The 25,089-nt window shown below is 43.8% G+C and carries 23 protein-coding genes and 3 pseudogenes; 11 read left to right on the forward strand and 15 right to left on the reverse strand.

Translation table 11 applies throughout. From position 1 onward, the window contains the following. Window positions 1–35 precede the first annotated feature (35 nt). On the forward strand, window positions 36–1,466 hold the full coding sequence (locus AB4154_RS04775; protein WP_017065397.1) for a DUF2867 domain-containing protein: 1,431 nt from the start codon (window positions 36–38) through the stop codon (window positions 1,464–1,466). A gap of 125 nt (window positions 1,467–1,591) precedes the next feature. Here AB4154_RS04775 and AB4154_RS04780 read toward each other — a convergent pair whose 3' ends face one another. The 3 genes from AB4154_RS04780 to rsuA form a co-directional block, all read right to left on the reverse strand. Continuing rightward, complete coding sequence (locus AB4154_RS04780; RefSeq protein WP_136974834.1) at window positions 1,592–2,251, reverse strand: DUF2913 family protein; 660 nt, start codon at window positions 2,249–2,251, stop codon at window positions 1,592–1,594. Beyond that, window positions 2,251–3,468, reverse strand: coding sequence for a Bcr/CflA family multidrug efflux MFS transporter (locus AB4154_RS04785; RefSeq protein WP_136974835.1), 1,218 nt, complete (start codon window positions 3,466–3,468; stop codon window positions 2,251–2,253). Before AB4154_RS04785 ends, AB4154_RS04780 begins: the two co-directional genes overlap by 1 nt. Window positions 3,469–3,668: 200 nt before the next feature. Then, on the reverse strand, window positions 3,669–4,364 hold the full coding sequence (gene rsuA / locus AB4154_RS04790) for a 16S rRNA pseudouridine(516) synthase RsuA (RefSeq protein ID WP_017060380.1): 696 nt from the start codon (window positions 4,362–4,364) through the stop codon (window positions 3,669–3,671). Between the two features lie 97 nt (window positions 4,365–4,461). Here rsuA and AB4154_RS04795 point away from each other — a divergent pair, with 97 nt between their 5' ends. The 4 genes from AB4154_RS04795 to AB4154_RS04810 all read left to right on the forward strand — a co-directional run bounded on the left by AB4154_RS04795 (window position 4,462) and on the right by AB4154_RS04810 (window position 8,955). Beyond that, window positions 4,462–6,204: a DEAD/DEAH box helicase gene (locus tag AB4154_RS04795; protein WP_372122366.1), complete on the forward strand. Its 1,743-nt coding sequence runs from the start codon at window positions 4,462–4,464 to the stop codon at window positions 6,202–6,204. Window positions 6,205–6,384: 180 nt separating this feature from the next. Further along, on the forward strand, window positions 6,385–6,783 hold the full coding sequence (locus tag AB4154_RS04800; protein ID WP_017066076.1) for a PepSY domain-containing protein: 399 nt from the start codon (window positions 6,385–6,387) through the stop codon (window positions 6,781–6,783). A gap of 61 nt (window positions 6,784–6,844) precedes the next feature. Then, window positions 6,845–7,504, forward strand: a complete 660-nt coding sequence (locus tag AB4154_RS04805; protein WP_017060377.1) for a response regulator transcription factor — start codon at window positions 6,845–6,847, stop codon at window positions 7,502–7,504. Between the two features lie 104 nt (window positions 7,505–7,608). Further along, window positions 7,609–8,955 (forward strand): ATP-binding protein, encoded by a 1,347-nt coding sequence (locus AB4154_RS04810; RefSeq protein ID WP_017060376.1) that lies wholly within the window; start codon window positions 7,609–7,611, stop codon window positions 8,953–8,955. 77 nt (window positions 8,956–9,032) lie between these two features. Here AB4154_RS04810 and AB4154_RS04815 read toward each other — a convergent pair whose 3' ends face one another. Both AB4154_RS04815 and AB4154_RS04820 read right to left on the reverse strand, forming a co-directional pair. After that, complete coding sequence (locus AB4154_RS04815; RefSeq protein WP_017070602.1) at window positions 9,033–10,340, reverse strand: LssY C-terminal domain-containing protein; 1,308 nt, start codon at window positions 10,338–10,340, stop codon at window positions 9,033–9,035. Between the two features lie 14 nt (window positions 10,341–10,354). Continuing rightward, window positions 10,355–11,083, reverse strand: a complete 729-nt coding sequence (locus AB4154_RS04820) for a glycosyltransferase (protein WP_017070601.1) — start codon at window positions 11,081–11,083, stop codon at window positions 10,355–10,357. Window positions 11,084–11,450: 367 nt separating this feature from the next. On the opposite strand from AB4154_RS04820, the gene rplY reads away from it, so the two are divergent. Continuing rightward, entirely contained in the window at window positions 11,451–11,729 is a 279-nt protein-coding gene (rplY, locus tag AB4154_RS04825) for a 50S ribosomal protein L25 (protein WP_017060373.1), read from the forward strand. A 1,173-nt stretch (window positions 11,730–12,902) separates the two neighbouring features. Here the strand turns inward: rplY and AB4154_RS04830 are convergent. Beyond that, complete coding sequence (locus AB4154_RS04830) at window positions 12,903–13,229, reverse strand: hypothetical protein (protein ID WP_372122368.1); 327 nt, start codon at window positions 13,227–13,229, stop codon at window positions 12,903–12,905. A gap of 247 nt (window positions 13,230–13,476) precedes the next feature. Here AB4154_RS04830 and AB4154_RS04835 point away from each other — a divergent pair, with 247 nt between their 5' ends. Beyond that, on the forward strand, window positions 13,477–14,364 hold the full coding sequence (locus tag AB4154_RS04835) for a site-specific integrase (protein ID WP_017080449.1): 888 nt from the start codon (window positions 13,477–13,479) through the stop codon (window positions 14,362–14,364). Next, window positions 14,361–15,413, forward strand: coding sequence for a transposase (locus tag AB4154_RS04840; protein WP_102319867.1), 1,053 nt, complete (start codon window positions 14,361–14,363; stop codon window positions 15,411–15,413). The genes AB4154_RS04835 and AB4154_RS04840 overlap by 4 nt, the downstream gene beginning before the upstream one ends. A 682-nt stretch (window positions 15,414–16,095) precedes the next feature. Here the strand turns inward: AB4154_RS04840 and AB4154_RS04845 are convergent. Beyond that, window positions 16,096–16,452, reverse strand: coding sequence for a hypothetical protein (locus AB4154_RS04845; protein ID WP_017105536.1), 357 nt, complete (start codon window positions 16,450–16,452; stop codon window positions 16,096–16,098). A 241-nt stretch (window positions 16,453–16,693) separates the two neighbouring features. Between AB4154_RS04845 and AB4154_RS04850 the strand changes: the two genes are divergently transcribed. Both AB4154_RS04850 and AB4154_RS04855 read left to right on the forward strand, forming a co-directional pair. After that, the gene (locus tag AB4154_RS04850; protein WP_372122370.1) at window positions 16,694–17,668 is read left to right on the forward strand and encodes an integron integrase; all 975 of its coding nucleotides are present in this window, start codon (window positions 16,694–16,696) and stop codon (window positions 17,666–17,668) included. Window positions 17,669–18,095: 427 nt separating this feature from the next. After that, a complete protein-coding gene (locus tag AB4154_RS04855) occupies window positions 18,096–19,055 on the forward strand; it encodes a nuclease-related domain-containing protein (RefSeq protein ID WP_368084585.1) in 960 nt (319 codons plus the stop codon). A gap of 96 nt (window positions 19,056–19,151) precedes the next feature. On the opposite strand, the gene AB4154_RS04860 is transcribed toward AB4154_RS04855, so the two are convergent. From AB4154_RS04860 to AB4154_RS04880, 5 genes are all read right to left on the reverse strand, one after another. Continuing rightward, entirely contained in the window at window positions 19,152–20,414 is a 1,263-nt protein-coding gene (locus AB4154_RS04860) for an integrase (RefSeq protein WP_150878411.1), read from the reverse strand. Next, on the reverse strand, window positions 20,415–20,624 hold the full coding sequence (locus tag AB4154_RS04865) for a hypothetical protein (RefSeq protein ID WP_010434910.1): 210 nt from the start codon (window positions 20,622–20,624) through the stop codon (window positions 20,415–20,417). Window positions 20,625–21,012: 388 nt separating this feature from the next. Continuing rightward, on the reverse strand, window positions 21,013–21,405 hold the full coding sequence (locus AB4154_RS04870; protein WP_017060354.1) for an NUDIX hydrolase: 393 nt from the start codon (window positions 21,403–21,405) through the stop codon (window positions 21,013–21,015). Window positions 21,406–21,466: 61 nt separating this feature from the next. Next, window positions 21,467–22,228 carry a nucleotidyltransferase domain-containing protein gene (locus tag AB4154_RS04875; protein WP_372122372.1) on the reverse strand — a complete coding sequence of 254 codons (762 nt, stop codon included), beginning with the start codon at window positions 22,226–22,228 and terminating at the stop codon, window positions 21,467–21,469. A 71-nt stretch (window positions 22,229–22,299) separates the two neighbouring features. Further along, window positions 22,300–22,962 carry a DNA alkylation repair protein gene (locus AB4154_RS04880; RefSeq protein ID WP_372122374.1) on the reverse strand — a complete coding sequence of 221 codons (663 nt, stop codon included), beginning with the start codon at window positions 22,960–22,962 and terminating at the stop codon, window positions 22,300–22,302. Between the two features lie 204 nt (window positions 22,963–23,166). On the opposite strand from AB4154_RS04880, the gene AB4154_RS04885 reads away from it, so the two are divergent. Beyond that, window positions 23,167–23,688 (forward strand): type II secretion system protein, encoded by a 522-nt coding sequence (locus AB4154_RS04885; protein WP_017065388.1) that lies wholly within the window; start codon window positions 23,167–23,169, stop codon window positions 23,686–23,688. A gap of 87 nt (window positions 23,689–23,775) precedes the next feature. On the opposite strand, the pseudogene AB4154_RS04890 reads toward AB4154_RS04885, so the two are convergent. The 3 pseudogenes from AB4154_RS04890 to AB4154_RS04900 form a co-directional block, all read right to left on the reverse strand. Beyond that, window positions 23,776–24,081: pseudogene (locus tag AB4154_RS04890) on the reverse strand (GNAT family N-acetyltransferase); the annotation flags it as partial. Next, window positions 24,081–24,398: pseudogene (locus AB4154_RS04895) on the reverse strand (GNAT family N-acetyltransferase); the annotation flags it as partial. The pseudogenes AB4154_RS04895 and AB4154_RS04890, both read right to left, overlap by 1 nt. Before the next feature lie 146 nt (window positions 24,399–24,544). Then, window positions 24,545–25,089 (reverse strand): annotated as a pseudogene (locus AB4154_RS04900) (hypothetical protein); the annotation flags it as partial.

The following is a 25,089-nucleotide window of genomic DNA, read 5'->3' on the forward strand; positions in this document are numbered from 1 at the left end:
TTCGGTTTTTAACCACAGATATAAATGGAGTAACAATGAAGAAAGTACTGGTTTTAGGCGCTTCTGGATATGTTGGTTCGCAACTCCTCCCTCTCCTGCTTGAGCAAGGCTATCAAGTCACGGCAGCAGCAAGGCATATCGACTATTTAAAGGCACGGACCGAGCCTCACGAAAGCTTATCGCTTGAGTATCTTGATCTGGCCGATCAAGCTGCGACACAAGCCTTAGTCCCCGACTTTGATCTTATCTTCTTTCTCGTCCATGGCATGGCGGAAGGCCACGACTTTATCGATTATGAGCTGAACTTAGCCCGTAACTTTGTTTCTGCTCTTGGGCCAAAGAATCAACACGTCATCTACCTGAGTTCTTTACAGCCTCAGACTGGTGATTCAGAGCACCTTCAAGCGAGAAAGAAAACCGGCGAATTGCTTCGTAAAGGGCCTGTACCCGTTACCGAACTTCAAGCTGGCGTGATCATTGGCCCAGGATCTGCGGCATTCGAGATCATGCGAGATTTCGTGTACAACTTGCCGATTATGATTGCGCCAAAATGGGTTGACTCTAAAGCCAACCCGATTGCTTTGCAGAACCTGAACCACTATTTACTAAAACTCGCACAAGACACGCCTAGCGAAAGCCAAACCTTTGAGGTTGGCGGGCCGGATATTGTCTCTTACCGAAACCAATTTGCTCATATTGCTAAAACCGCCGATCGTCCACTCAAACTATGGGCGACATCGCTACTGACACCAAAGATTGCTTCATATTGGTTAGGTGTGGTGACTTCTGTACCGTCTAACATAGGTAGAGCACTACTTGCAGGCTTAAAGCACGACTTCATCGCCAGTTCGACCATCATTAGAGAAAAGTACCCTCAGAAGCTTATCTCGTTCGAAAATATGGTTGAACAAGCCATTCACGCTGAAGGAAACTTTGTCAAAAGCAATGTATGGGGCTTTGATAAAACCGCATTCAAACGCTGGCAAGCTGGGTATGGCTATTACCCGAAGAAAACAGGCGCAAGTATCACCTCAAGCGCTTCATTGGAATCGCTTTGGCATGTTGCTCAGCAAATCGGAAGCCCGAAGCAAGGTTACTTCTTTGCTAACACTTTATGGCGCACACGCGAATGGTTGGATGTTCTTTTCGGTGGCGGTGTACCGGTTCGACAAATGCCAGAAGGGCCCAACCTAAAAGTCGGTGACAAAATCGATTCATGGAAGGTCATTCGCTGTGAAGAGAATCAGTTTTTATCTCTGCTTTTCGGTATGAAAGGCCCCGGTTTAGGGCGACTCGAGATTACCGTCTCTGACCACGGTGACTCTCGCGAGCTGAACATTTCAGCGTGGTGGCACCCTAAAGGTTTTCTAGGGTTACTGTATTGGTTTGCTATGATGCCAGCCCACCTGTTTATTTTTAAAGGCATGGTGAAGGCAATTGAGAAGCAGGCTAAAGAACAGGATTAAAAGCAGATGCGAGATTCGGGTAACGGGATGCGAAAAGACTTAACAGCAAATTAGCGACACGCGCTATGAGAGACAAAAAAGAGCGGATAATTCCGCTCTTCGTATCTCTCATCTCGAATCCGCTATTAGCCAATAACGCTAATTGGGATCTCAGCCAGTTGGTTGCCTTGGTTAGCAGGGTAAACGATGTATTCACCGTGATACTTCACCGCAGACTTATAGTCCGTTACTTTGTGAAGCATGAAGCCCGCTTCCATCGCCGCTTGGATGAACTCAGCATGGTTGCCACGAACAAACCAGTTCATTGGCTTAACCATCAACTCCCCGTCGAAAGAGTCGTCACACTGTTTACCGCATAAAGCAAAAGAGTGCTCGCCATCGGTGAAGAATTGAATCTTGCCGCCAGTCGTTAGCTCGTCTTCACTCGATACGCTCCAACCCATCTCGTACATTTTGTCCATGAACGCTTCAACATCACTGTCTTTTAGCGTTTTAGGCTCTTCGCCTTCAGGGAAAAAACGTCCGTAAAACGCAGAAATACGTTTAAAGTTAAAAGTTAAATCAGAGTTGTTGCCTTTTGAGCGACCCTGTTTCTGCCAGCGAACTAAGTCAGGCACAATCACGCGATCATAAGCTTGAGATTTAATCGCTTTTGTTACCCAACGAACAAGATAAAGGTTGTTCGCTATAGGCGCGTCGATCGCTTTGCCAGACTTATGCAGAGCATATAGCTCGCCCAGCGCATCGTTCACTAACTTCTGAATTTCAATATAGTATTTTGACATTATGCCTTCTTTCCTAATGTCCAATATAGTAATGCTGACAGTATTGCACATGCTGCCATCACCATAGCCATTGGCCCTGCAGTGTCACTTGGTAGCATTGCAACAATTGCTCCCACCACAGAACCAGTACCAAATCTTAATGTGCCCGCAAGCGAAGATGCTGTGCCTGCCATATTCGGGTATCCGCTTAAAAGTAGCGCCATTGAGTTACTACCAATGGTAGACAGTGTGCCGATAAACAGCATCACGAATGGCACAATACCCCACAAACCGATATCTAACATCCAACCGACTAACAGACCTAAGCCCGCAAACAGTTGAATGGTTAAACCGACTCTGAGCATAGCGTGAGAGCCCACTTTCTTCACGATTCGACCGTTGATGCTCGTCATCAAGATCATAGCAACAATATTCAAGCCGAACAGGTAGCCAAACAGATCAGGGCGAACGCCATAGATATCGATGTAAACGAATGAACCTGCCGTTAAGAACGCAAACATCCCTGAAAATGAGAATGCACCAGAGAAAATCAGGCCCATCGCCGTTGGGTTCTTACACAGTCGAGCATAGTTACGAATCGTTGTTTTAAAGCGCAATGGTTGTCGGTTTTCTGCAGGAAGCGTTTCTGGGATCTTCATCGATACCGCCAGAATCACGATCACCGCAAAAATAGCCAGAACCCAGAAAATTGAACGCCAACCGAACCACAACGCTAAGTAACCGCCAATCATCGGAGCAACCAATGGCGCAACTGTCATCACCAAAGTAACGAAAGACATGGTTCTTGCGAAATCTTCACGATCGAACATATCTCTTACCACCGCTTGGATGATAACGGCCGCCGCAGCACCAGCAAAACCTTGAGCGGTACGGATGTAAGTCAGCGCTTCAATGCCATGAGTTGTCGCACTCACCATAGAAGCGATAGCAAACAAGAACACACCAATAAGCAGTACAGGCTTGCGACCATAGCTATCCGCCAACGGGCCATGCAGCAACTGCCCCAGCGCGAAACCTGCGGTATAGGCTGTTAGCGTGATTTGTACCTCACCCGCCGTCACACCAAGATCTTTAGCAATGGTCGGCATCGCTGGCAGATACATATCAATGGCTAGCGGAGTAAGTGCACCAATCGCACCTAGAATCAAAAACAGCACTAAGCCTAATTGAGGTGTTTCTAGTTGGGAGCTTTGGCTCTGTGAGGTCGATGTTTGCATGGTTCTCCGAATGTTCAACTGATAGAGCTAGGGACTAGCGTGAGTACGCGAGTCAAAGATTGGCTGAGACTTTCCTAGTACCAGTCAACATCATCAGCCGACGCTATCCATGGTCGGCTTTACAACGAAAGGGCTATTTCCAGCAAAAGTGGTCTCTTGTTAAGAACAATTTCTTGTTAAGAGCAACTTCTAGCTAAGGACTACTTCCAGATTGAATCGACTTCTTCTTGCGTTAGGTAACGGTATTCACCTAACTCTAAAGATTCGTCCATCTCAATTTCGCCAATACGTTCACGGTGTAGTGCTTCTACCTTGTTACCAAGAGCAGCAAACATACGTTTAACTTGGTGGTATTTGCCTTCGTGAATCGTTAGCAGCACTTCACGCTCTGCACGAACTTCTAGGTGTGCAGGAAGTGTTAGGCCATCTTCGCTCTTAAGCTGGATGCCCTCTTTGAATTTTTCAACGTAATCGTCTTCAACAGGTTCAACCAACCACACACGGTACGTCTTCTCGCACTTGTGCTTTGGCGAAGTGATACGGTGAGACCACTTACCATCGTCTGTAATCAACACAAGACCTGTTGTATCAATATCTAGACGACCAGCAAAGTGCAGCTTGTCCATTTTGATTTCATCAAGTAATTCAAACGCGATACGATTTGCGCCATCTTCATGCGAACAAACAAAGCCTTCTGGCTTATAAAGCATGATGTAACGTGGGCCGTGAACATTCAGTTCATTGCCTTGCCATTCCACAACGCACTCTTCAGTTACCTTGAGTGAGCCGCTTTTTTGAATGACATCATTTACTGTCACTGCCTTGGATTTTAATAAGTGTGTTGCTTCTCTTCGAGTGACGCCTAATGCATCGCACAGAAATTTATCTAAACGCATGAATACCTCAACTAATCTAAGTCGGGTATTATAGTCACCTTTGCTCAATTAGTTGAGCTATTTCACACTATTTGTTTTCCTTCTTACAAGACGCGATATGTATACACTCCGCCCGTACCAAGCTGATTCTGTAAAATCAGTGATTCATTACTTCAGAAAACACCAAACTCCGGCAGTGCTCGTGCTTCCGACAGGTGCAGGAAAAAGCCTTGTGATTGCAGAGTTAGCAAGGCTTGCGAAAGGTCGAGTGTTGGTGCTTGCTCACGTAAAAGAGTTGGTTGAACAGAACCATGAAAAGTATGAAGGTTACGGGCTGAAAGGCTCGATTTTCTCTGCGGGTTTAGGACGCAAAGAGACCGACCAACAAGTCGTGTTTGCTTCGGTGCAATCTGTGGTGCGAAATCTCGATTCATTCTCTAACCAATTTTCGCTGTTGGTTATCGACGAATGCCACCGTGTTCCCGATGAAAAGACCAGTAGTTATCAGAAAGTCATCACTCACTTACGCGAGAATAATTCGGGCATCAAGGTGCTTGGATTAACAGCGACCCCATATCGTCTTGGGATGGGTTGGATTTATCAATACCACACTCGCGGTCAAGTGCGTTCAGATGAGCCACGTTTCTTCCGCGACTGTATCTTTGAGCTGCCGATTCGTTACCTGCTCGATGAAGGTTTCTTAACTCCTGCACGCATGATTGATGCACCCGTGTTGAGCTATGACTTTTCGCAATTAAAGCCCGTGAGCACTGGTCGCTACAAAGAAGCAGAACTCGACATGGTGATCGAGCAATCGAAACGAGCGACCCCACAGATTGTCGATCAGATTATTCACCTAGCCCAAGATAAACTAGGCATCATGGTATTCGCTGCGACCGTTCGACACGCGCAAGAGATCCTCGGCTTATTGCCAGAAGGTGAAGCTTCAATTGTGATTGGTGATACACCAACTCTCGAACGTGACCAAATTATCAGCGACTTCAAAGAACGTAAAATCAAGTTCTTGGTTAACGTATCGGTATTAACCACAGGTTTTGATGCGCCACACGTCGATTTAATCGCGATTTTGCGCCCGACAGAATCCATCAGTTTGTATCAACAAATCGTTGGCCGTGGCTTACGCCTATCTCCGGGTAAAAAAGAGTGTTTGGTGCTCGACTATGCGGGCAACAGTTACGACCTCTACCAACCTGAGGTTGGCGACCCTAAACCCGATTCAGACAGTGAAATCATCACCATCCCTTGCCCTGCGTGCGGCTTCAATAATAACTTTTGGGGCAAGCTAGACAGCAATGGCTTCTTGCTTGAGCACTTTGGGCGCAAATGCCAAGGCTACTTTACCGATGAAGACACGGGCGAGCGCGAGCACTGTAATTATCGCTTCCGAGCGAAATATTGCGGTGAATGTGGTGCTGATAATGACATTGCTGCGCGCATTTGTCATGAGTGCGATGCAACCTTAGTCGACCCAGACAAAAAGCTAAAAGAAGCACTGAACCTAAAAGATGCCTTGGTATTTGAATGCTTGGAAATGGACCTCAACGTGCTTAAAGACGAGAAAGGTAAATCACAACTTAAGGTCACCTATCGCGGAGAAAACCAAGCGCAAGTGCATGAGTTTTGGTCATTAACCAGCAAAAAGCAGAAGCAGAACTTCAAAGACCAGTTTGTTCGCCCTCACCTTGCAGACAGACATCGCCCTTTCGAAGAAGCCTCACCGACGAAAGTGGTTGCTCACCAACATAGATTCCGTCCACCTCAATTCGTGATTGCCCGTAAAGTCGGACGCTTTTGGAAAATGAGAGACAAGATATTCGAAGACGAACTACAGCAGCGTTAAGGTTAAGAATAAAAGTAAGTCTTACGTTCTTAACACTCGGCAATTAATCTTATGTATTAAAGCCTGCGCCATTTAAGCGTTAAGTTTTTCGGTATCAAATTCTCATTATTAATCAGGTTCACTTTCTGTTCAGAATTACTTTTTTATACTGAACGCTATCAACCTTCTCTAGGATTCGCTATGTTTAGTAAAGCTATGATTTCTTTGTTTTCTATAAGCTTAGGCTTATTTGTTTCTGCTGGTGCATGGGCTGACTCACACCATAATGGTCATGAATTAGTACAGGACGTTCACAAAGCAGGAACCAGCATCGAATTTGAAGAAGATCAAGACGAAGTCTACGAAGCCGTACGAGAAGGCTACATTCGCCCTTTCTCAGAAATGTATGCAGCGGTTGAAAACGATCTTCATGGCAGAATCATTAAAGTCGAACTAGAAGAAGATGACGACATTTGGGTGTATGAACTAAAAATCAATTACCAAAACAACATCATCAAAGTCGAATACAACGCTGAGACGTTAGAAATGCTTATGATTAAAGGCCGCAACTTTAAAGACGCAATTAAACACGGCGACTAGTTACGTACGACGAAGAGCTAAGCACGACGAACAGTCATTAGAAGAAATTAGAAGAACAATTATGAAAATTTTAGTCGTTGAAGATGAGCCTCGTTTGGGCCAACAAATTATTGAAACACTTGAGGGGGCCGACTGGGTTCCAGAGCTCTCTCAAGATGGTATCGACGCACTCTACCGTGCAACGTCAGAAGAATGGGACGCGATTGTCCTCGATTTAGGTTTACCTAAGCTTGACGGCCTAACGGTATTAAAAGGCATTCGAGACGAAAACATCAACACGCCAGTGATTATCTTAAGTGCTCGTGACACGCTAACTCAACGTGTTGAGGGCTTGAACGCCGGTGCTGATGACTACCTAACTAAGCCATTTGAGATGGTCGAGCTGATTGCCCGTATCCGAGCTCAACTGCGCCGAGCATCAGGCAGTGCTGCTCCGATACTTCAAATCGGTGATCTAAGCCTAGACACACGCAGTTCTAAAGTGTTGTGGCAAGGTCAAGCAGTTAGCCTCACGGCGCTGGAATATAAAGTTGTCGCGTACTTCATGCATAACCAAAACAAGGTTATCTCGCGCACTGAGTTGGTTGAGCATATCTACAAGCAAGACTTCGACCGAGACTCAAACACGGTTGAAGTGTTCATCGGTCGTATTCGTAAGAAAATCGCACCAAAGATCATCAAAACCGTTCGTGGCCTTGGCTACCAACTGAATGCTGAATAGCTCAGTCGTCAATCACGCCAAGAGCAACCATTAATTAAGTGGACAGCCTGTTCTGATCATCGCAATACGATAAGTTACGATGAGCAAAGGCAGGTTGGAAATGCATGAATCTAAAGAAACGAACACTTAAAAACATCAGTTTAAAAAGCCGCTTGCTCCTTGCTGCGGCTTTTTGGCTAGGTGCGATGATATTAGCGGCTGGTGTCGGGATTCCGAAACTGGTTAACGACTACCTCGTCGATGACATGAAGCAGCAGCTTGGCTTAACCATGGATGAGTTAACCGCCAATATCGAAACCAATGACAGTGGTAACCTGATCATGGCAGAGCGTCTGTCTGATCCTAGGTTCAACCAGCCCTACAGTGGTATTTATTGGCGCGCCGCTACCCAAGAGCAGATCATTCGATCTCGCTCGCTATGGGATAAAGACCTCACCATCAAGCGTTCACCGATTCACACATCAGTCAAAGGGCCAGAGAAAGAAAAGCTGATTTACATCGAGCAAGATATCTACCTGCCTGAACTGAGCGACCCTGTCACGATCACCATTGGTATTGATGAAGATCCATTAGAATCCACACTGACCGAGCTTACTGGTCAAGTCTGGTTGATCCTAATGTTGCTGTTTGTTGGCGTGCTGATGTTGATCGGTATTCAAGTCAGTTGGTCGTTATTACCGCTCAGCAAGATGCAACGCGAACTGGTAATGCTAAGAAACGGCGAGCAACAAGGGTTAAGCGATAACTACCCGAAAGAGGTTTCTCCATTAGTCTCTGACCTCAATGCCCTGCTCTTTCACTATCAAGAGTTATTAGAACGAGCTCGTAACCACGCGGGTAACTTATCTCATGCGTTGAAAACACCGCTTTCAGTTCTAAAAAATGAGATAGAGCGACTTCCAGAGGATGACAAGGCACTGCTGCAACAGCCCATTCATCAGATTCAAAGCCAAATTGATTATCACCTTGGCCGCGCTCGTATGGCAGGTGCAATGAACATTCTTTCGGTGAAGTCTTCACCTTGTGAGCGTGTTGAAGCTATCTCAATGGCGTTTGATAAAGTCTACGCAGCCAACGAAGTCACCATAATTAACGAGCTAGACTCTGAGATTGAAGTGGCGGTAGAAAAAACCGACCTTGATGAAATGGTCGGCAACCTACTCGAGAACAGTTACAAGTGGGCTGGCAGCATTATTCGCGTCCATGCAAATGAACTCGACGATGGCAACATAGAGTTGGTGATTGAAGATGATGGCCAAGGCATTCCTGAAGAGAAGCTTGAGCAAGTGACCAAACGTGGCGTCCGACTTGATGAAACCACACCAGGAACAGGCTTAGGGCTTAATATCGTAAATGAAATGGCACACAGTTACCGAGGCAGCCTAACGCTCAGCAAGAGCTCAATGGGCGGCTTAAAAGCTTCTCTGGTGCTTAAAGTAAGTAAAGGCTGAACAAGCTAAGTAAAAGTTAAACACAATAAGCCCTAACGTAATGCTAGGGCTTAATTCTATCGACCTTATATACAACTCTATATATCGTTCACAGCAACATCCAAAGTTTGTGAATTATCACTAAGGGTCGTTGCTCCAATCGTTAATACCCGGCCATCAGTGTAATAGTCATGATCGTCATTGATCACTTCCACCGTTGCTAATGGGTACTTGTCTAACTCGATGTCTGGTAGTAACGTTCGTATCTGATTAGCAAGCCGATCTCGCTCTTCATCAACATTAGGGTCAATGTTATGAAGCACGGTCACAATGCCTGAGTAAGGCGTGACTTTAAGGCCATCATCATAGCTAATTGCGCCTAACCACTGAGGCTGGTTAGTTTTAATATCAACACCTGCACGCCACCAACGAATATGGCTGCGCTTCATCAGGTTACCCGGCAATTGAAAAGCCATATCTTGCGGCTTGTCTCGCCAATATAAATCAGACACTGGCGGCGTTTTTTCTCTAAGCAATGCGAGATAACCAACCCATTCAATCTCATTTCGAGAGAAGGTTTGATTCTCTATCCAGCCTAATTGCTTCATTAAGTCTCTTGGGGTTGCTCCAACATAAATTACGTTGATCGCTTGCGCCGAGTAGAACGAAGATTTACCGGGGAACGCTTTATAGGTAACCGAGTTCCAGTCGACTTTGTTTATTTGAGCCGTCTCTGGTTGATTCTGAAAGTCATCCGCTTTCCAGAAAAAGTGAGCGTAGTTCGCAAACAATACCCACGCCAACAACAGCGCACTAGACTTAAGTACTAAGCATCGCCACTTCATTCGGTAACCGATAATGGTGAAGACTAATACCGCGAACACACCAACGATCAAGCTATTATGCTCCGAGATAAATATCTTAAGGCTATTAAGCCACGGGAAGTTTTCAACGCCGTGCGCCAGTAACATGCCCCAAGCAATGAACTGCCCTCCACCAAGGGCCAAACCGATAAACGCCAACACACTAAAATTACGCCACGGTACACGATGCGAGCCAGCTATAAATGGCACAACCCAAGCGATAGGCCCTAATAAACGAGCAAAAAGAATGATGTATGTGCCTTTGCGAGCAACCAGATAGCGGCAGCGCGCAATTAATCTTTTGGTTTTAGGGCGAAACTTAATGAGCCTTCGTTGCACCTTAACACCGTATTTATAACCAATGAAATAACTGAGTTGATCACCAAGCAAACCACCTAGCATCACCAAAACCAACGCCATCCATGCACCTGAATACAGTTGAAAGCCCGCTGCGATAAAGAACGGCTCTCCCGGTACAAATAGGTTTGGGCCAATGAGAGCATCACCCAATGCTCCCAGAAACAACCCTAGTCCATCAAACATAACAACCTCAACGCTTACTGTTCTTTGTAGTGACCAAACTTGTAGTTCATCTCGTTATTACGCATTTCTCCTTTAAAGAAGCGTCTTACATTGGCTTTAAGATAAGTAGAGCCTGTCTTCACAACGCCATCTTGGTCTAAGCGACGTGGGTCAAAACCAAAAGTCATATTTAGGAATCTAAATCGCCATGTTTTGCTCGCACGTTTTACGTAGTCACAATCTTCACACAAGACGATCTCTTCATCAAAACCGCCGATCTCATCATGCGCCCGTTTAGTCGAGAAAATACATGCGCCAATCGCCGTCGGGAAAAAGAACTGAGTAGTAAACAAGCCTGCGTTAAATAGCCCGTAACCAAACTTGTGTACAAGCGGCAAACCTTTCGAGCTCATGTACACACCCGCCACTTCAAGCTTCTTCTCTTCTAGTTCATAAAGCGCTTTCGCAAGGAAGTTTCGAGGCAAGCTCACGTCAGCATCTAAGAAAAGGATTCGGTTGTATTGCGCCAATGAAGCACCCGTGTTTCGGCCAAGGCTCACACCACGGTTTTCCATGTGATGCACCGTTAATTTTGGCAACGCGTTTTCATAAGCTTGCGCCACTTCTCTGGTGTTATCTTCACTGTTCGAGTCGACAACAATCACTTCAAACTCTTGGTGGGTTTGCACGCTCAACTCTTCCATTAAGCGGCTAATGCGTTTCTCTTCGTTTAGCGTAATTACGACAATGCTTACCGGTTTCATATTTTCACCTATTCATTCTGCTGTTTAATTAACACTAAGATTAACGAACTAAGACTTAACCAAGTCTTAGGCAAACATTCATTTTCCGTTCATTAACTTGATGATTTAGCAGTGATATAAATAGATAAGGATTGCGATGTAAAAGGGAGTAAAATGCGCTAAACAAGCGTTAGCGAACGTTTTATCTCCAAACGAACCCATTATCGAAGGAAATTCACTTTGAGATGGGCTTCTAACTTGCTCATATTGGAATGTGATGTTAGTATCCGCGCTCGCTTAAGCATGAACTTTTATGTTTAAGCATTACCACACACTCAAGGTCGCATTGAGGTGTGAAGTTAATTTTTACTAATTTGAGAGTAAAACTATGAAATTTGAAGCAGTAGTACGTACTGAACTAGGTAAAGGTGCGAGCCGCCGCCTACGTCACGCTGGTAAATTCCCAGCTGTAATCTACGGTGGCGAAGCTGAAGCTGTAGCTATCGAACTTGTTCACGCTGACGTGATCAACCAAATGGACAAGCCTGAATTCTACGAAGCAATCACTCTACTGATTGACGGCGCAGAAGTTAAGGTTAAGCCACAAGACGTTCAACGTCACGCGTTCAAGCCAAAAGTTGAGCACATGGACTTCATCCGCATCTAATTCCCTACCAAGGAATAAGATTGGATTAATCCAGCCTTCTGCATAGAAAAGATAATCGATCTTACCAGTCGAGAAATCTAGAAATTCGAAACCCCGATGCTACCAACATCGGGGTTTCACCGTTTTTGAGCCCTCAAAAACGTCGTAAATCTCGCGCAATACACTGAAAAGAATCAACCTTCCCCTTCCCCACTTTATCCCAATCTTGCTTGGGTGGATTAAGGGTGGACGAAAGGTGGACTTATACAGTAGTTTTTCTAACAGTAAGACTAGACCGCTTTTTCGCTAGGTTCAACACACGAATCAAACAAAAAACAAAACCGACTAGCATCTAGAATATTACTTATATGGCTTTGTACGCACTTCTAAACGAATAGAGCAATCAAGAATAAGAACTACTCCTTTGGCATAACTCGCTAGCGCTGAGAGCCGCCTACTTACATTCATGTATATTGGATTGGGCTTTACCACCACGTAATACACTCCAGGCTAATCAAACAACACTGAAAGGCGATCAAGAAAACACTTCTAGCCTTTCGTTCATTCTTAACACCATCTTCCAACCTAATCACTGCAACTCTCCATAAGAAACCCGAACTCCTATCCTGCAAATAACCGACTAATCCAGTATTGAGAGATTAAAAAATTCAAAGGCATTCACATAGCCCAACACTCACTTTTCAAAACACGACACTCTACTTCCCTGGCTCAAATCACGAATTCGGAATCCGAATAACAACTCGAACACACATACAAAACCATAAATATTAAAGCATTTGGGGCCAAGAATTTGTGATGGTGGGGCTCTGGTCGCATCACAAGCATAAACTCCCGCAACCCCCACCCTCATGCACTCTAGGTGACACTTTCAGTTCACCTAGAGCGCACGAATTTAAAGGGCTAGCGAGAGGTTTTATTGACCAAGTAATGTTGACACTTTTTTGGAAGAAATCTCAATCCAGATTCTAGTGCTAATTCTTAAAAATCAACGGCATTTTGAAGGAGAAAAAAACGAGTAACTCTACGATTTTCAATACAACTCGTATAATAAACTCGTAAAAGTGAGGTTGCCGAAGCAAAATTGTAGCGGATATCCGAATTCGCGAATAAAAAGGAGTAATATTGAGATGGTTGCAGCTATGAAAAAGAAGCGGCCTGATTAGCTAACTTTCCTTAGGCTCTTCTTTCTAGAATACTCGTAATGTCTTTTTTGAGTTCCTCTGAAAGGCGTTCAAATTGTTCTGGTGCAACCAAGCCTTCCTCACACATTTGCATGAGCTGAATAAATGCACGGCTTCGAGAGTGGCCATCAAAAATCAACTTCATTTGCTTTTGAGATTCTTTGGAATACTGACACATAAAGTTGAACCTTTCCCCTACAGGTTCTGACTCATCAGTAATCGTTTTGATGGCTTCATCTAGCTGTCGAGTACAAAACACTTTCGCTGCTTCACTCTTTATTTCACAAAAGGTTTTCCAATCAGACTCTTTGATATTCATACCAACCTCCATAAAGTGTTACTTTTTAGGGTAGAACATTACGGCACATATAGGACGGGAGTGACACTACTACCCAAAGTAAACCAAATCGCTGTAGGGACGAAATCTAATTTTGAACCGAAAGGGCAACTACAGAATCCCTCTTGAACGCCTTGTTGAACGAAGCCGCTACGCGGCAGAGTAAAACGAGTGCAAACCATACTCTTGTAACACCATCACCCTGATGGTCGTTCACAGGAGTAACCCCATGAAACCCGATGACTTAAAACGCTACAACACCCTTTATGAACAACACCTTACCAACCTAAAGCTGCAAGGTAAACGACCCGCGACCATTGATGCCTATTCCCGTGCGGTTCGTCGGATCACCGCTCATTTCGACCGAGCCCCTGATACATTAACGACCTCTGACCTCAAACAGTTCTTCGCGTCTCTTATTCAAACCCACTCGTGGAGCACCATAAAACTCGATCGTAATGGCTTGCAGTTTTTCTATCGCTACACGCTCGATAAACAGTGGGAGTGGCTCAATATCGTCAAGCCGCCACAAGTAAAACGACTGCCCGACATACTGACACCACAGCAAGTCAGCTCGCTGATTACTCACACTCGACAAGCACGTTATCAGGTGTTTTTTCTTACTCTGTACAGCATGGGGTTACGACTCAGTGAGGGATTAAATCTTACGGTTCATGATATCGACAGCCAAACAATGCGCGTTCACATACGGGAAGGAAAAGGCGGAAAAGACCGAATGGTGCCGCTTCCGCAGCGAACGCTTAAGGCACTCCGCACGCACTGGCTTACCCATAAGCATCCTTGCTACTTATTTCCTGGACTTGGTACATGTCACGACACCCCCATGGATCGTGGCGGAATTCAAAAGACGATGAAACTTGTACTTAAAGAGTGTGGTATCAAAAAGCATGCGAGTCCTCATTCACTCAGACATTGCTTCGCAACGCACTTACTTGAGCAAGGAGTCGACCTGCGTTCACTGCAATCACTGCTCGGTCATGCAAGCCTCAACACCACGGCACGATACACCCGAATGACTCAGATAAAGCAGCGTGATGCGGCAATGGCCATCAACCAATTAACGGATGATCTAGACTTAACATGGAGCATAAAATGAGTACTTTCATTGAACTGCTTCGCCAGCATCATCGTGCGCTTAAGCATCACTATCATGCGCAGATAAATGGCGATATGCATCGAGCTATTGGGGCGATGCTCCGTTGCAAAACAGAGCAACAAGGACGCTCACAATGGTTCTGCAGTCACTGCCATCACGATGACCGATTGCCTCTTTCTTGTGGTCATCGCCATTGCCCTCAATGCCAACAACGCACCACTTCTGACTGGCTACAGCGTCAACAGCAAAAACGGTTACCTGTTCACTATTTCATGGTGACCTTCACTTTACCGTATCAATTGAGAGTGCTGGCAAGACATCAACCTAAAGCGATATATAACGGTATGTTTAAGGTGGCATCAGGGGTATTAAAGGATTTTGCCAACCGACAACGGCAAGGTGAACTTGGTTTTACCGCCGTGTTGCATACTCACAGCCGACAACGAAACTTGCACCCACATCTGCACATTATCGTGGCGGCAGGCCAATACGACGCGTCGAGGCAAACGTGGCACAAAGGCAACAAGCATTACCTCTTCAACGCGTTTGCTTTGGCCAAAGTATGGCGAGCAAGAATGCTAGAGGCCATTAATCAACACCCAACGTTGTGGTTGCCGAGTGGCATACCCAAACAATGGGTGGTCGATTGCAGACAAGTGGGATACGGTCAGGCTGCGTTGAGCTATTTGGCTCGCTATCTCTATCGTGGTGTGCTGCCTGATGAAGACATCATCAGTATCACAGATGATACTGTCACCTTCCGCTATAAAGAGAGCCAGACCAATGCATGGCGAACGCGCACCTTGCCCACTCTGAAGTTCTTACTGCTCATTTTGCAGCACGCGCTGCCCAAAGGGTTGCAGCGAGTACGAGATTACGGTTTTTTACGTGGTCAAGCACACGCCTTAAGAGCCCGCATTCAACTGTTGTTATTGAACTTGCTCTATATAATGCCGCCGCTAACCGCACCGATAAGAACCAAAGCAATACGAGTATGCCCTTGCTGTCAGCATCAGATGGCGTGTGTTGGAGTAAGTCGACCCATCTAGCCGAAAGGCATTGATAACAAGGAGAATGGCATTGACGAGAGCAGAGGAGATGTAACGACGAAAGAAACGAAAAATAGCTAACTGATTGATATGATTGCTATCGCAACCTTATCTTAGCTTCGCTCGCTTTGAGAAAAGCCTCAAAGAGATGTGCCCTTCAAGTTCAATCGTACAATTTACTTAATAAAGTGGCTTCGGGCTTGTTCAACACTCGGGATTTAGTGTTGGCTGCGCAACACCTTAATCCTTATTTGTTAGAACGGCGGTCAAACCACCTAAATTAACTTTATGCAGCCACCCTACCTCACAACGCCTGAATACAAAACGTAAAGAAACCGCTACTGAGATGAACTTAACAGTGCAAAGTTTAAGGCTGCAATCTGTGCGGACAGTTCCCTGCAATAGCACTCAACATTGCAGCCCTGCGAAACACTAAACAGAGCAATGCCGAAGCGGTAAAAAGCTGAAGCTTAAATAGTTTGATTTACAAAACCGAAGCTATCCTGCCGCTAGGGCAAAAGCATTTAAACTCGAATAAAATAGGTAAAGCGGCACACGCGAAAGGATAGATTTTTCAACCGCCTTCTAACGCCAAGCTAACGTGCCCGAAACCGTGGCATACACTTTTGCGAAGCAAAAATGCCACGCGTTAAGGGTCACTGTTGAGCGCCTTGTTATGAGCCTAGCTCAAGTACACACCAGACTGTCTTAATTGCTGCTTTAAATCTAACAGTTTGAACTGAGTAAAAATTAGCTGTGTAATAGTAATTGTACCCGTGAAGATTGATAGTACAGAGATTACCCAGTTCCATTCAACACCGACAAAAATATGCGGAGCGGCAAAGGCGAAAGCAAAAGAAAAGGCCGCGTTGATGGCTTGAATAAATTCGTTGCCGGATGCCTTATAGCTGTTGCTTGAACTATCATACGAGATTTTTACCTTAGAACCTGCGCGACGAAACTTGCAGTAAACTACGTCTTTTTGACCATCAAATGGAATATCGTTAAGTTCCAGGATATCCCTAACCTTATCTAACATTTGTCTTTCCTTGATGTATTGGCTCATAACAGCTATATTAGACAGAATAATTCTGCACTTAAATACAGAATTATTCTGTCTAGTATCTCAATGACGTAAACGATACCCCGTTTTTATGAAAACTAACAGTCACTTAAGCACTACAGCTCTCTGCCTACATCCCAAAATACAGAATTTTTCTATATAGCATGAATTGATGTGCCAAACTGAAACTCATGTATAGGTAGCCAGTTACAGTTTAATGAAAAAATCACCATTTCTATCGTATATACAAGAATACATGCTTGGACGGCACTATGCCCTTCGTACAACGGAGGCGTACATTTATTGGATTCACCAATACATTCTTTATCATGATAAAAAGCACCCAAAGAGCTTAACTTCCAGGCATGTAGAAGATTTCCTAACGCATCTGGTTGTTAACAAAAAGTCAGCGAGGAAAACGCAAAGTCTGGCTCTCAATGCATTAGTCTTTTTATACAAAGAAATTATTCAAGAACCCATAGAGCTTGATATGCAGTTTCGGCGCTCAGATAAATCACGAAAATTGCCAACAGTCATGACTCCAGAAGAGATTGGAAGGCTATTCAATCACTGTTCACCTAACTACAAATTACCTTATCAATTAATGTATGGTTCAGGGTTGCGTTTAATGGAGTGTCTACGCCTACGTATACAAGATATCGATTATGCATATAAATCTGTACGTGTATGGCAAGGGAAAGGAGGTAAAAACCGCATAGTGACAATAGCACCAGAGCTTTTCCCCGCTATCAAACAACAGCAACAGAAATCCGCGAGTTACTATCATCAAGACATGAATGACACAGTTTTTTCTGGTGTATACATACCTGAAGCTCTCGCTAGAAAATACCCAAGCGCAGAAAGGAGCCTAAATTGGCAATTCCTCTTTCCTTCCGGTCGTTTGTCGCTAGATTTACAAACAGGCGAGCTACGTAGACACCATATTCACCCAACAGCGCTTCAAAAACACATTAAGGTAGCAGGCCAAAAAGCCAACATTGAGAAAAACATCTCGTGTCATACTTTAAGGCACTCATTCGCTACGCACCTTCTTCAAAGCGGAGCAGATATCAGAACCGTTCAAGAACAACTTGGGCACACCGATTTGAAGACAACGCAAATCTATACTCACATCATTGATAGAGGCGCCAATGGCGTTGTTAGCCCACTATCAAGAATATTCGTGAAATAACGATAACTGAAATTCGGATTCCGAATTCTGAAATGACTTCATAATCACGAAACAGGGCACTATCACCTGCTCTTAGGGCTGAGGCCTCTAGTCACTCCAAAAGCTCAATAACAATTTATGTGTGTGCTTTTCTCTGCAGCAATGGCTGCGTATCACCTCTTATTGTTGCGCCACCATTACCTATTTACAACTTTCATGGCGCTCACAACGCCCTAACACGCACAATAACGGGATGCCTAACAAACACATTATTAAACAGCGGCTTGCAGGTTTCCTACTCTCTACTTCGAGCTTTCGAAAAGAGATATTTCACAATTTTCATCAATAACAGTGTTCGAAAAAGAACATAGGTCTCAAAAACATACACACCATCAATATGAATAAGACTGCATGGTAAACTGCTTTTATAAAAAAGCAGGAATAAAGAATGATTACTAAGGACAGAGATTCAAAAATCGACAACAGTCTTCAACAGAAAGCTGGCGCAAAAGTAGAGCAAGATGTCGCGTTTTACTTACGCAGAGAGTTTGGAGATGCAAATGACGTTTTCATTATTAATGACCTACGCATACAGTTTAAAAATGAAACTGCTCAGATCGATCACTTAGTCCTTTATAACAAAGGATTTATCATTATTGAGTCGAAATCGATTCGTGGTGAGGTTAAGGTCAACAATCAACTCGAATGGAGCCGAACCGTAAGAGGGAATTGGACTGGAATGCCCTCGCCTATCGAGCAAGCTAAGTTACAAACCAAACTATTGAAAGCACTTTTAAATGACAACGCTAAGTCGTTACTAGACCGAATTGCATTTGTACAAGCGTACTTTGGTGGCCGCTGTTGGGATCAACTCTGTGCCGCGTCTAATGACGCTCTAATCGATCGAACTTCTATACCTAAAGATATATCGAAAAAGCTCATTAAAGCCGAATCTATTGGTAGCTGCGTTAAGAGTCTCATCAAAAAGCACCGCGTAGGTTCAATACTAAATCCGAATCCTACGTTTAATCGTGATGAACTGTACCGCCTAGTTCACTTTCTAAACGAACAACATGTGCCTACGTCTTCTCCAGCTCCCAAAGTACATATCGCAGAATTGAGCGAAACTGAAAAGGTAGACTTGATTCCAGCTCAAGAAACAATTGAAGAGGCCAAAGTTCCACAAATAAGGCATGGTTTTAATTGTAAGAAGTGTCAAAGCCCTCAGACCGAGCCGAGGTATGGAAAGTATGGGTATTACGTCTACTGCCCACAATGTAAGGTGAATACTGCAATGCGTATTAGTTGCCATTCTTGCCAATCTAATTCAGCTAAAGTCAGTAAGAAAAAGAACACGTACTCAATTGCATGCTCTTGTGGTGAAGGAACTCAAGTCGTATTTCCTTAATCTAATAATTCGGAATCCGAATTACAACGCAATTTAAAGCGATGCGGATTCAAATTCGGATTCCGAATTCCTCCAAAACTAAACAACTAACACAAATCACTTCTGACCACTTTTCGGCATAACCTCAACAGGTGGTACTTGGTGCCAAATAATGTCACTTGTACCTGTATAGATTTTTGTTGTTTTCGCGTTCGCATGTGCCATTCGCTCGGTAGCACTCTGCCCTTGCTGTTCAATCATTCGAGCAGCCAACCCTCGAATTTCATGATAGGTCGGCCTTAGCGATTTCTTTAGGTGACTATAAAGCCCTAAAGAGTCTCGAACCTTGCTGAACTCTTTACTTATATTGTGGTGATGTACTTGGTAAAGATGGTCCGTCTCTTTTGAAATACCACGTTGCTGCTGTTTGGGTTTACGGTGAACGATATAAGGGCAAATCAATCTCGATGTTTTAGAAAGGTCAACAATGTCTTTAATCGTCTGAGTGACAGGAATGGCGACGGTGGAAGCATCGGACTTTTTCACCTTTTCTCGATGAACATAAAGCATTCCATACACAGCATGCCCATCCACATACTCCACCTCTTTGTCAGGGTTCCAAAGAATCCCACAAACACCTTCACGTGGTTTGTATATACGATAACGAAGCCTATAGATCTCCCTCACAGCATGAGTTGTCTCAAGAGTTAGGCTCATTGCTACCTTCAGAAACAGTGGCGCAGCATCGTAGATCTTTTGATAGTTTTCGATATCTAGGTCGTGGCGGGCTTTTGTGTAATCTTCTCTGGTTAATCGACGCTGTTTTTTATTGAGTACAAAATTACTCTCAATAGCGCTCTCATCAGCAAGGTAGGAAAATACCTTTTTAAGGTTACTGATCTTATTGTTGAGCTGACGATTACTTAACTCTGAATAGTATTTCGAAAGGAACTCATTGATGTGCTGTAACTTGATCGATTTGGTTGGCAACCGCCCCATGAACTCATCAAGGCGGTAACAGTCCCTCTCCAAATTTCGATAAACGTCTTTGGAAAGCCGTTCTTCTTTCTTCACTCGAGACAACACTAATGGAAGCCACTCTTTTAAAGGCCGATTAAATTTGTCCTTTCGGCCTTTAGAGACAGCTTTGCGAAATGGGGTCATCTCAGAAAGGGAAAACGCGCTTCCTAGCTCAGGACGATATTGCAAGTTGTAAACATGCGCAGCTTGTATCGCTTCTTGCTCTACAGTCCCGATAGGAAATAGCTTCTTCACACCATCTACGGTCGTAAACCGAAATCGAGATTGACCCCTATGGCTCATTTTCACCAAGAATGGAGGGTAATGAGCCGTTTCTTTGCTTCTAGCTCTACCAACCATTTATGACTCCAAGAATCTTAGAAGTTCACTCACCCTGTCTGCAGGGTTCCCTATCTCGTCGTCAACACAGACTAAATATCGGCCCGTTGGCGTTCTAGTACCCTCAAGCTTGCCGTGTTTAATCCAGTTTATGATGGTGGTATTGCATATCCCTGAATCAGGGTAAAACTCATCAATAAATTGTCTAGGTCTGATTTTACGCGTCGCCATGTCGTTCTCCTTACCTTTCTCACTACATGAAAATTAAGATTTTTCATCTACTGGTAGAAAAACTATGCACGATTTTTTCAGTGACATTCTATTTGCGCAGCAATTAACGAAAAGGATTCCCGAAGCGTAAAACGATTCAACGAATCGATTTCAAGCCCACTTTAGGGTGGACTAATACAGTAGTACCAAGTTGCTAATCTATTGATTTTATTTGACTATTTCATTGGCCTTTTTAATCGTTTTTTAGGCCAATTAGAGCTTAACCACCAGCTATAAATACATGAAATTCATATAAATCAATATCATACAGCTAAGATTACTACCAACATCGGGGTTTCACCCTTTTTGAGCCCTCAAAAAACGTCCAAAACATCTTATCGAATCCAAACTAAAGATACCTACCCACGCGCTCTACTTCTTTCAAAGCAATACCATCGGCTGCTATACCAACAGGAGCTGAACCTAGTGAATACCACTTAACATCATCAGTCTCTTGAGCGGTGATATCTCCTTTCCAGTCACTCACGATAAAATAATGAATCAACTGAAGTTCCTTCGTAGGATGGTAAAGCGAACACAAGTATTGGTAATCAATCGGAACAACATTAAGCTCTTCATCAAGTTCACGAAACAGCGCCTGAACCTGGTTTTCACCGTGTTCAATATGGCCGCCAGGTATAGTGATTAAACCGGGATCGGTCTCCCTAGACTCACTACGCTTTTCTAGTAATACCTGCGATTCCTTCAGCATGATAAAAGAAACACACTCGTGGACATCCATCTAATTTTCCTAAAGCCGTTACAAAGGTAGTTAAGTTTGTTGTTCTAGCTTGTGTTAATGCTTAATTTACAACAAGCTTTTTACTCAGCCTTTCATACAATTCAAAAGCTTCTGTTTTAGATATCAAATTTCCGAGAGCGTATTGATGAGCTAGCTCAATATCGTCGCTTTGATTGGAGTAATAGCGCTTGGCGACTGCAGCGCACTGGCTCAGATTGGTGTACCAACTGCCGTCTTGCTCAGCCACAAAATAATACGCCGCTCGCACTAACTTTTTACCAATTACCTTAACGATATCCGCATCAGTCATTGTTTTGAAACTCGAGGGCATTTGCTTAAGAAAAGTCGATAAATCGCCATTAAGAGCTTGGGCTATTTCATTGCTGGGCTTATATCGTGGAAACTTTATAGATAGATCATTCCCCCAAATACAACAGCAACAATGCTTGAGCCAAAACTGCCAATGGAATTCTTCGTTGGGTTGCAGAACATCCCGCAGGAAGCCAGGATCGATATCAAGCTTGGTCACTTGCGGATAGGTTTGGGGTATGGTGTCTGAAAGTAGGTTAAAGACTTCCTTTTCTCTCTGACCAACAGGCGTAGCGAGTACGATAGAAACATCCAAATCAGATCGACCAACAATGGCCGTTCCTCTAGGCACGCTTCCATACAAGTAGATACCATCAACTTGACCTGGAAGTTCTCTTAGCAGCGAATCAACGACTGCTGACACCACTTCTTGAAATTCAGGCGCAATGTTCTTTGGCGAATAAAGATTTTGAATGAACCCGTCTCGATCGAGTCCTCTCGTTTGCTCTTGCACCTTGGGTTCCTATTTTAATCGTTATAATTAATCACACCGGATTCTGATGATGATTTGAGGAGTGCCAGTGGTTAAAGTAACATTAACTCTCGCTTAGTTTTATCGTCCAATTTTTCAATCGCGTAGCGAAAAGCAACTCTTGGTATTGCGGCATGCTTAGCGTTTAAATAACCAATAACCTGTTGAGGTTCCTTTTTACTGAGGACTTTAAGCATCCAACCATATCCTTTCTGCACGAGGTCATGTCCATCTTCTATCAATAGGTCTGCTACACAAAGCGGAGCCAACGCTGAGTATCGATTCTGATTGATCGGATAAATTAATATGACAGCAGCGGCTCTACGTACAGCAAAATTCGAATGTTCGCCCCATTTGGTTGTGAGTTCGAACAACTCATTGTATTGAGACAGTAACTCACCAAACGCATGAGTGCAGAAGTCATCACAATCATTCCAGTCAGTGACATACTCCATTAACCAATGCTCAAAGATTGGAAACGTTTCTTTCGAATATTGTTTTCTTACTCTAAATGCCCAGTCGTAAGCAATAACACCTAACGCCCAATCCCTTTCTTCAAGCAATTGAGTACACAGGGACAAAACATTAGAGATATCTTTATTTTTGATGGTTTTAAAAACGAGCGCCGATATAGATCGAACCTGCCCTGTTTTAACACTAGCCTCTGGATAACCAACGTCTGAAAGATGAAGCTTTACCGTTTCAACGATATTCATTAATTGCAAAACCTTCATAGAACTAAAATTAATATCAAAGTGAGATACACAGTACTTAAACCATACGCATGGGATTTATAAAATATAAGTTACCTTAATCACAACATTCATTATTGAGCATTTAAATTACCACTAAAACAAGGACATTCCCTTTGGTAATAGTAACTTATAATGCATACTAGCGACCTTAAAAAGAGGTGCTAAATGAAAAAGAACGGTTTTACACTTATTGAGCTTGTTGTCGTTATTGTGATCCTTGGAATACTCGCCGTCACTGCCGCTCCAAGGTTCCTCAACGTAAGTACCGATTCTCATATTGCAGTCGTTAAAGGTACTGGTGCTTCTTTTAAAACAGGGGTCGATCTTGCCTATTCAAAAAATTTAACCTCAAACGGTGGTGGTGCTTCCACGAATGTCCCTATCTATGATGACTCCGCGACCGGCCAGCTTGACTTCAATGAATGGGGATATCCAGCCCAGCAATGGCACTTACCTGAAGAATCTCCAAGATTAGATAACGCTGAAGATTGCATTTCGGTATGGGGCGCACTGCTCCTCGATCCACCTAGTATTTCAAGTTTCAATTCACCAGAAGAAACCGACTACATTGCTGAATATATACAGACGGATCAGTGTATCTATCATTATCGAGTCGTACCGGGAATTTCCATTGACTACAACTCAATGAATGGTGACGTCACTGTAGACGATGAGCCAGATAACTAAGCGCTAAATGTTGGTCTTTCAGAGTACTTGGGAATTTACGGTTTCTCTCAATAAAAGTGCCACACATTAAGAATCAACAGCACACATTTAAGACTGGCTTATTTTGGCGTAAACGAGCGTGCTGTCCATATCTCCTGATGGCAAACGTCGATCATTGGCTAAGCGATCTTCAAGTTGATAGCCACATCGTTTGGCCACGGCCTGACTTTTAAGATTCGAGCCTGCCATCCTAATTTCGACTCTTTTCGCACCTTTTTGAGTGAATGCATATTCTTCGATAATTCGGACAGCTTCACTCACGTAACCCAAGCCCGTTTTTGATGTTTGCAACCAGTAGCCGATTTCAAAGTAAGGGACAGTATCGTCTCTGATCATAAAGCCAATAGCCCCGATAGAGGAAGAGCTAACGCAGCAATACCCTTCCCCCAATAGTCGGAGTTATAAATGACTACTCCGACTTCAAGCCAACGTGTCTCTTCACACTCCCAATAACAACTGACGGTTCCTACAGGCACATCGTCTACAACCACCAACTGTAAGTCGGATCCATTGAGTAACCGTTGAAACGAACGGCTTTCAAACTCTTCTAGTGATGGCGGTGAGTATGGAAAATAAGGGCCGTTAAACTTCGTCCACTCATCGTTTGAGATAACCAAGGAATAAATGGCTGCCAATTCGCTTGGCATGGCGGGCCTAATACTTACCTGCATTTTCTCTCCTTGGTTTGGTGCTTAGGTATGGTTCTTGGTCTAAGTTCTAGAGGGATTAGTCGCGACCACAGCAGTCATTAATCTCATAATAACCATTAATAATAAAGTAACTAAATCGGATGACTACCAATCTAGCAGCTAGGCAATCATGGGGTTAAATAAGCTTGTGCGAACTCTCTAAGCACTCTCGCATTATTGTGGTATTTGCTATCCCCGCACTTTGTGCCATCTACTCTGATGTCCGGGCTGGAATATGCAGGTATAACATCTCGCTCATAAGACATCACTGTGCCTCTGTCAGCACAAATTGTACCGAATGAATATTGAGGAGCTCTTGGATACGTTCCAGAAATGTAACTTTCTATACTATCAAAATCTTTCAATAACGTTTTATAGTCATGATTAGCACCACTTAAATGGCCAATTTCATGCTCCATTAAGTAATCAGGGCAGTTTATCGCTAAAGAAAAAAAGTAGGATACCGAAGAAGACATACCACAATAATCAGACTCAAAGCTAAAATTATAATTAGAAAATACTATCCCAGTAAAAATGGGGACGCCGTCTTCTGTTGTTTCTGGAATCGGTTCTTCCATCGAGAGTTTTAATAACCTCTCTGCTGCGCCCAAATCTTGAAACCAAAGGCTGTCGATTTCAGACGTATAAGTCACCTTGTAGTGGTCAACTGATA

The sequence above is a fragment of the Vibrio sp. 10N.286.51.B11 genome (genome assembly GCF_041469245.1).
Taxonomy (GTDB): Bacteria; Pseudomonadota; Gammaproteobacteria; order Enterobacterales; family Vibrionaceae; genus Vibrio; species Vibrio crassostreae_C.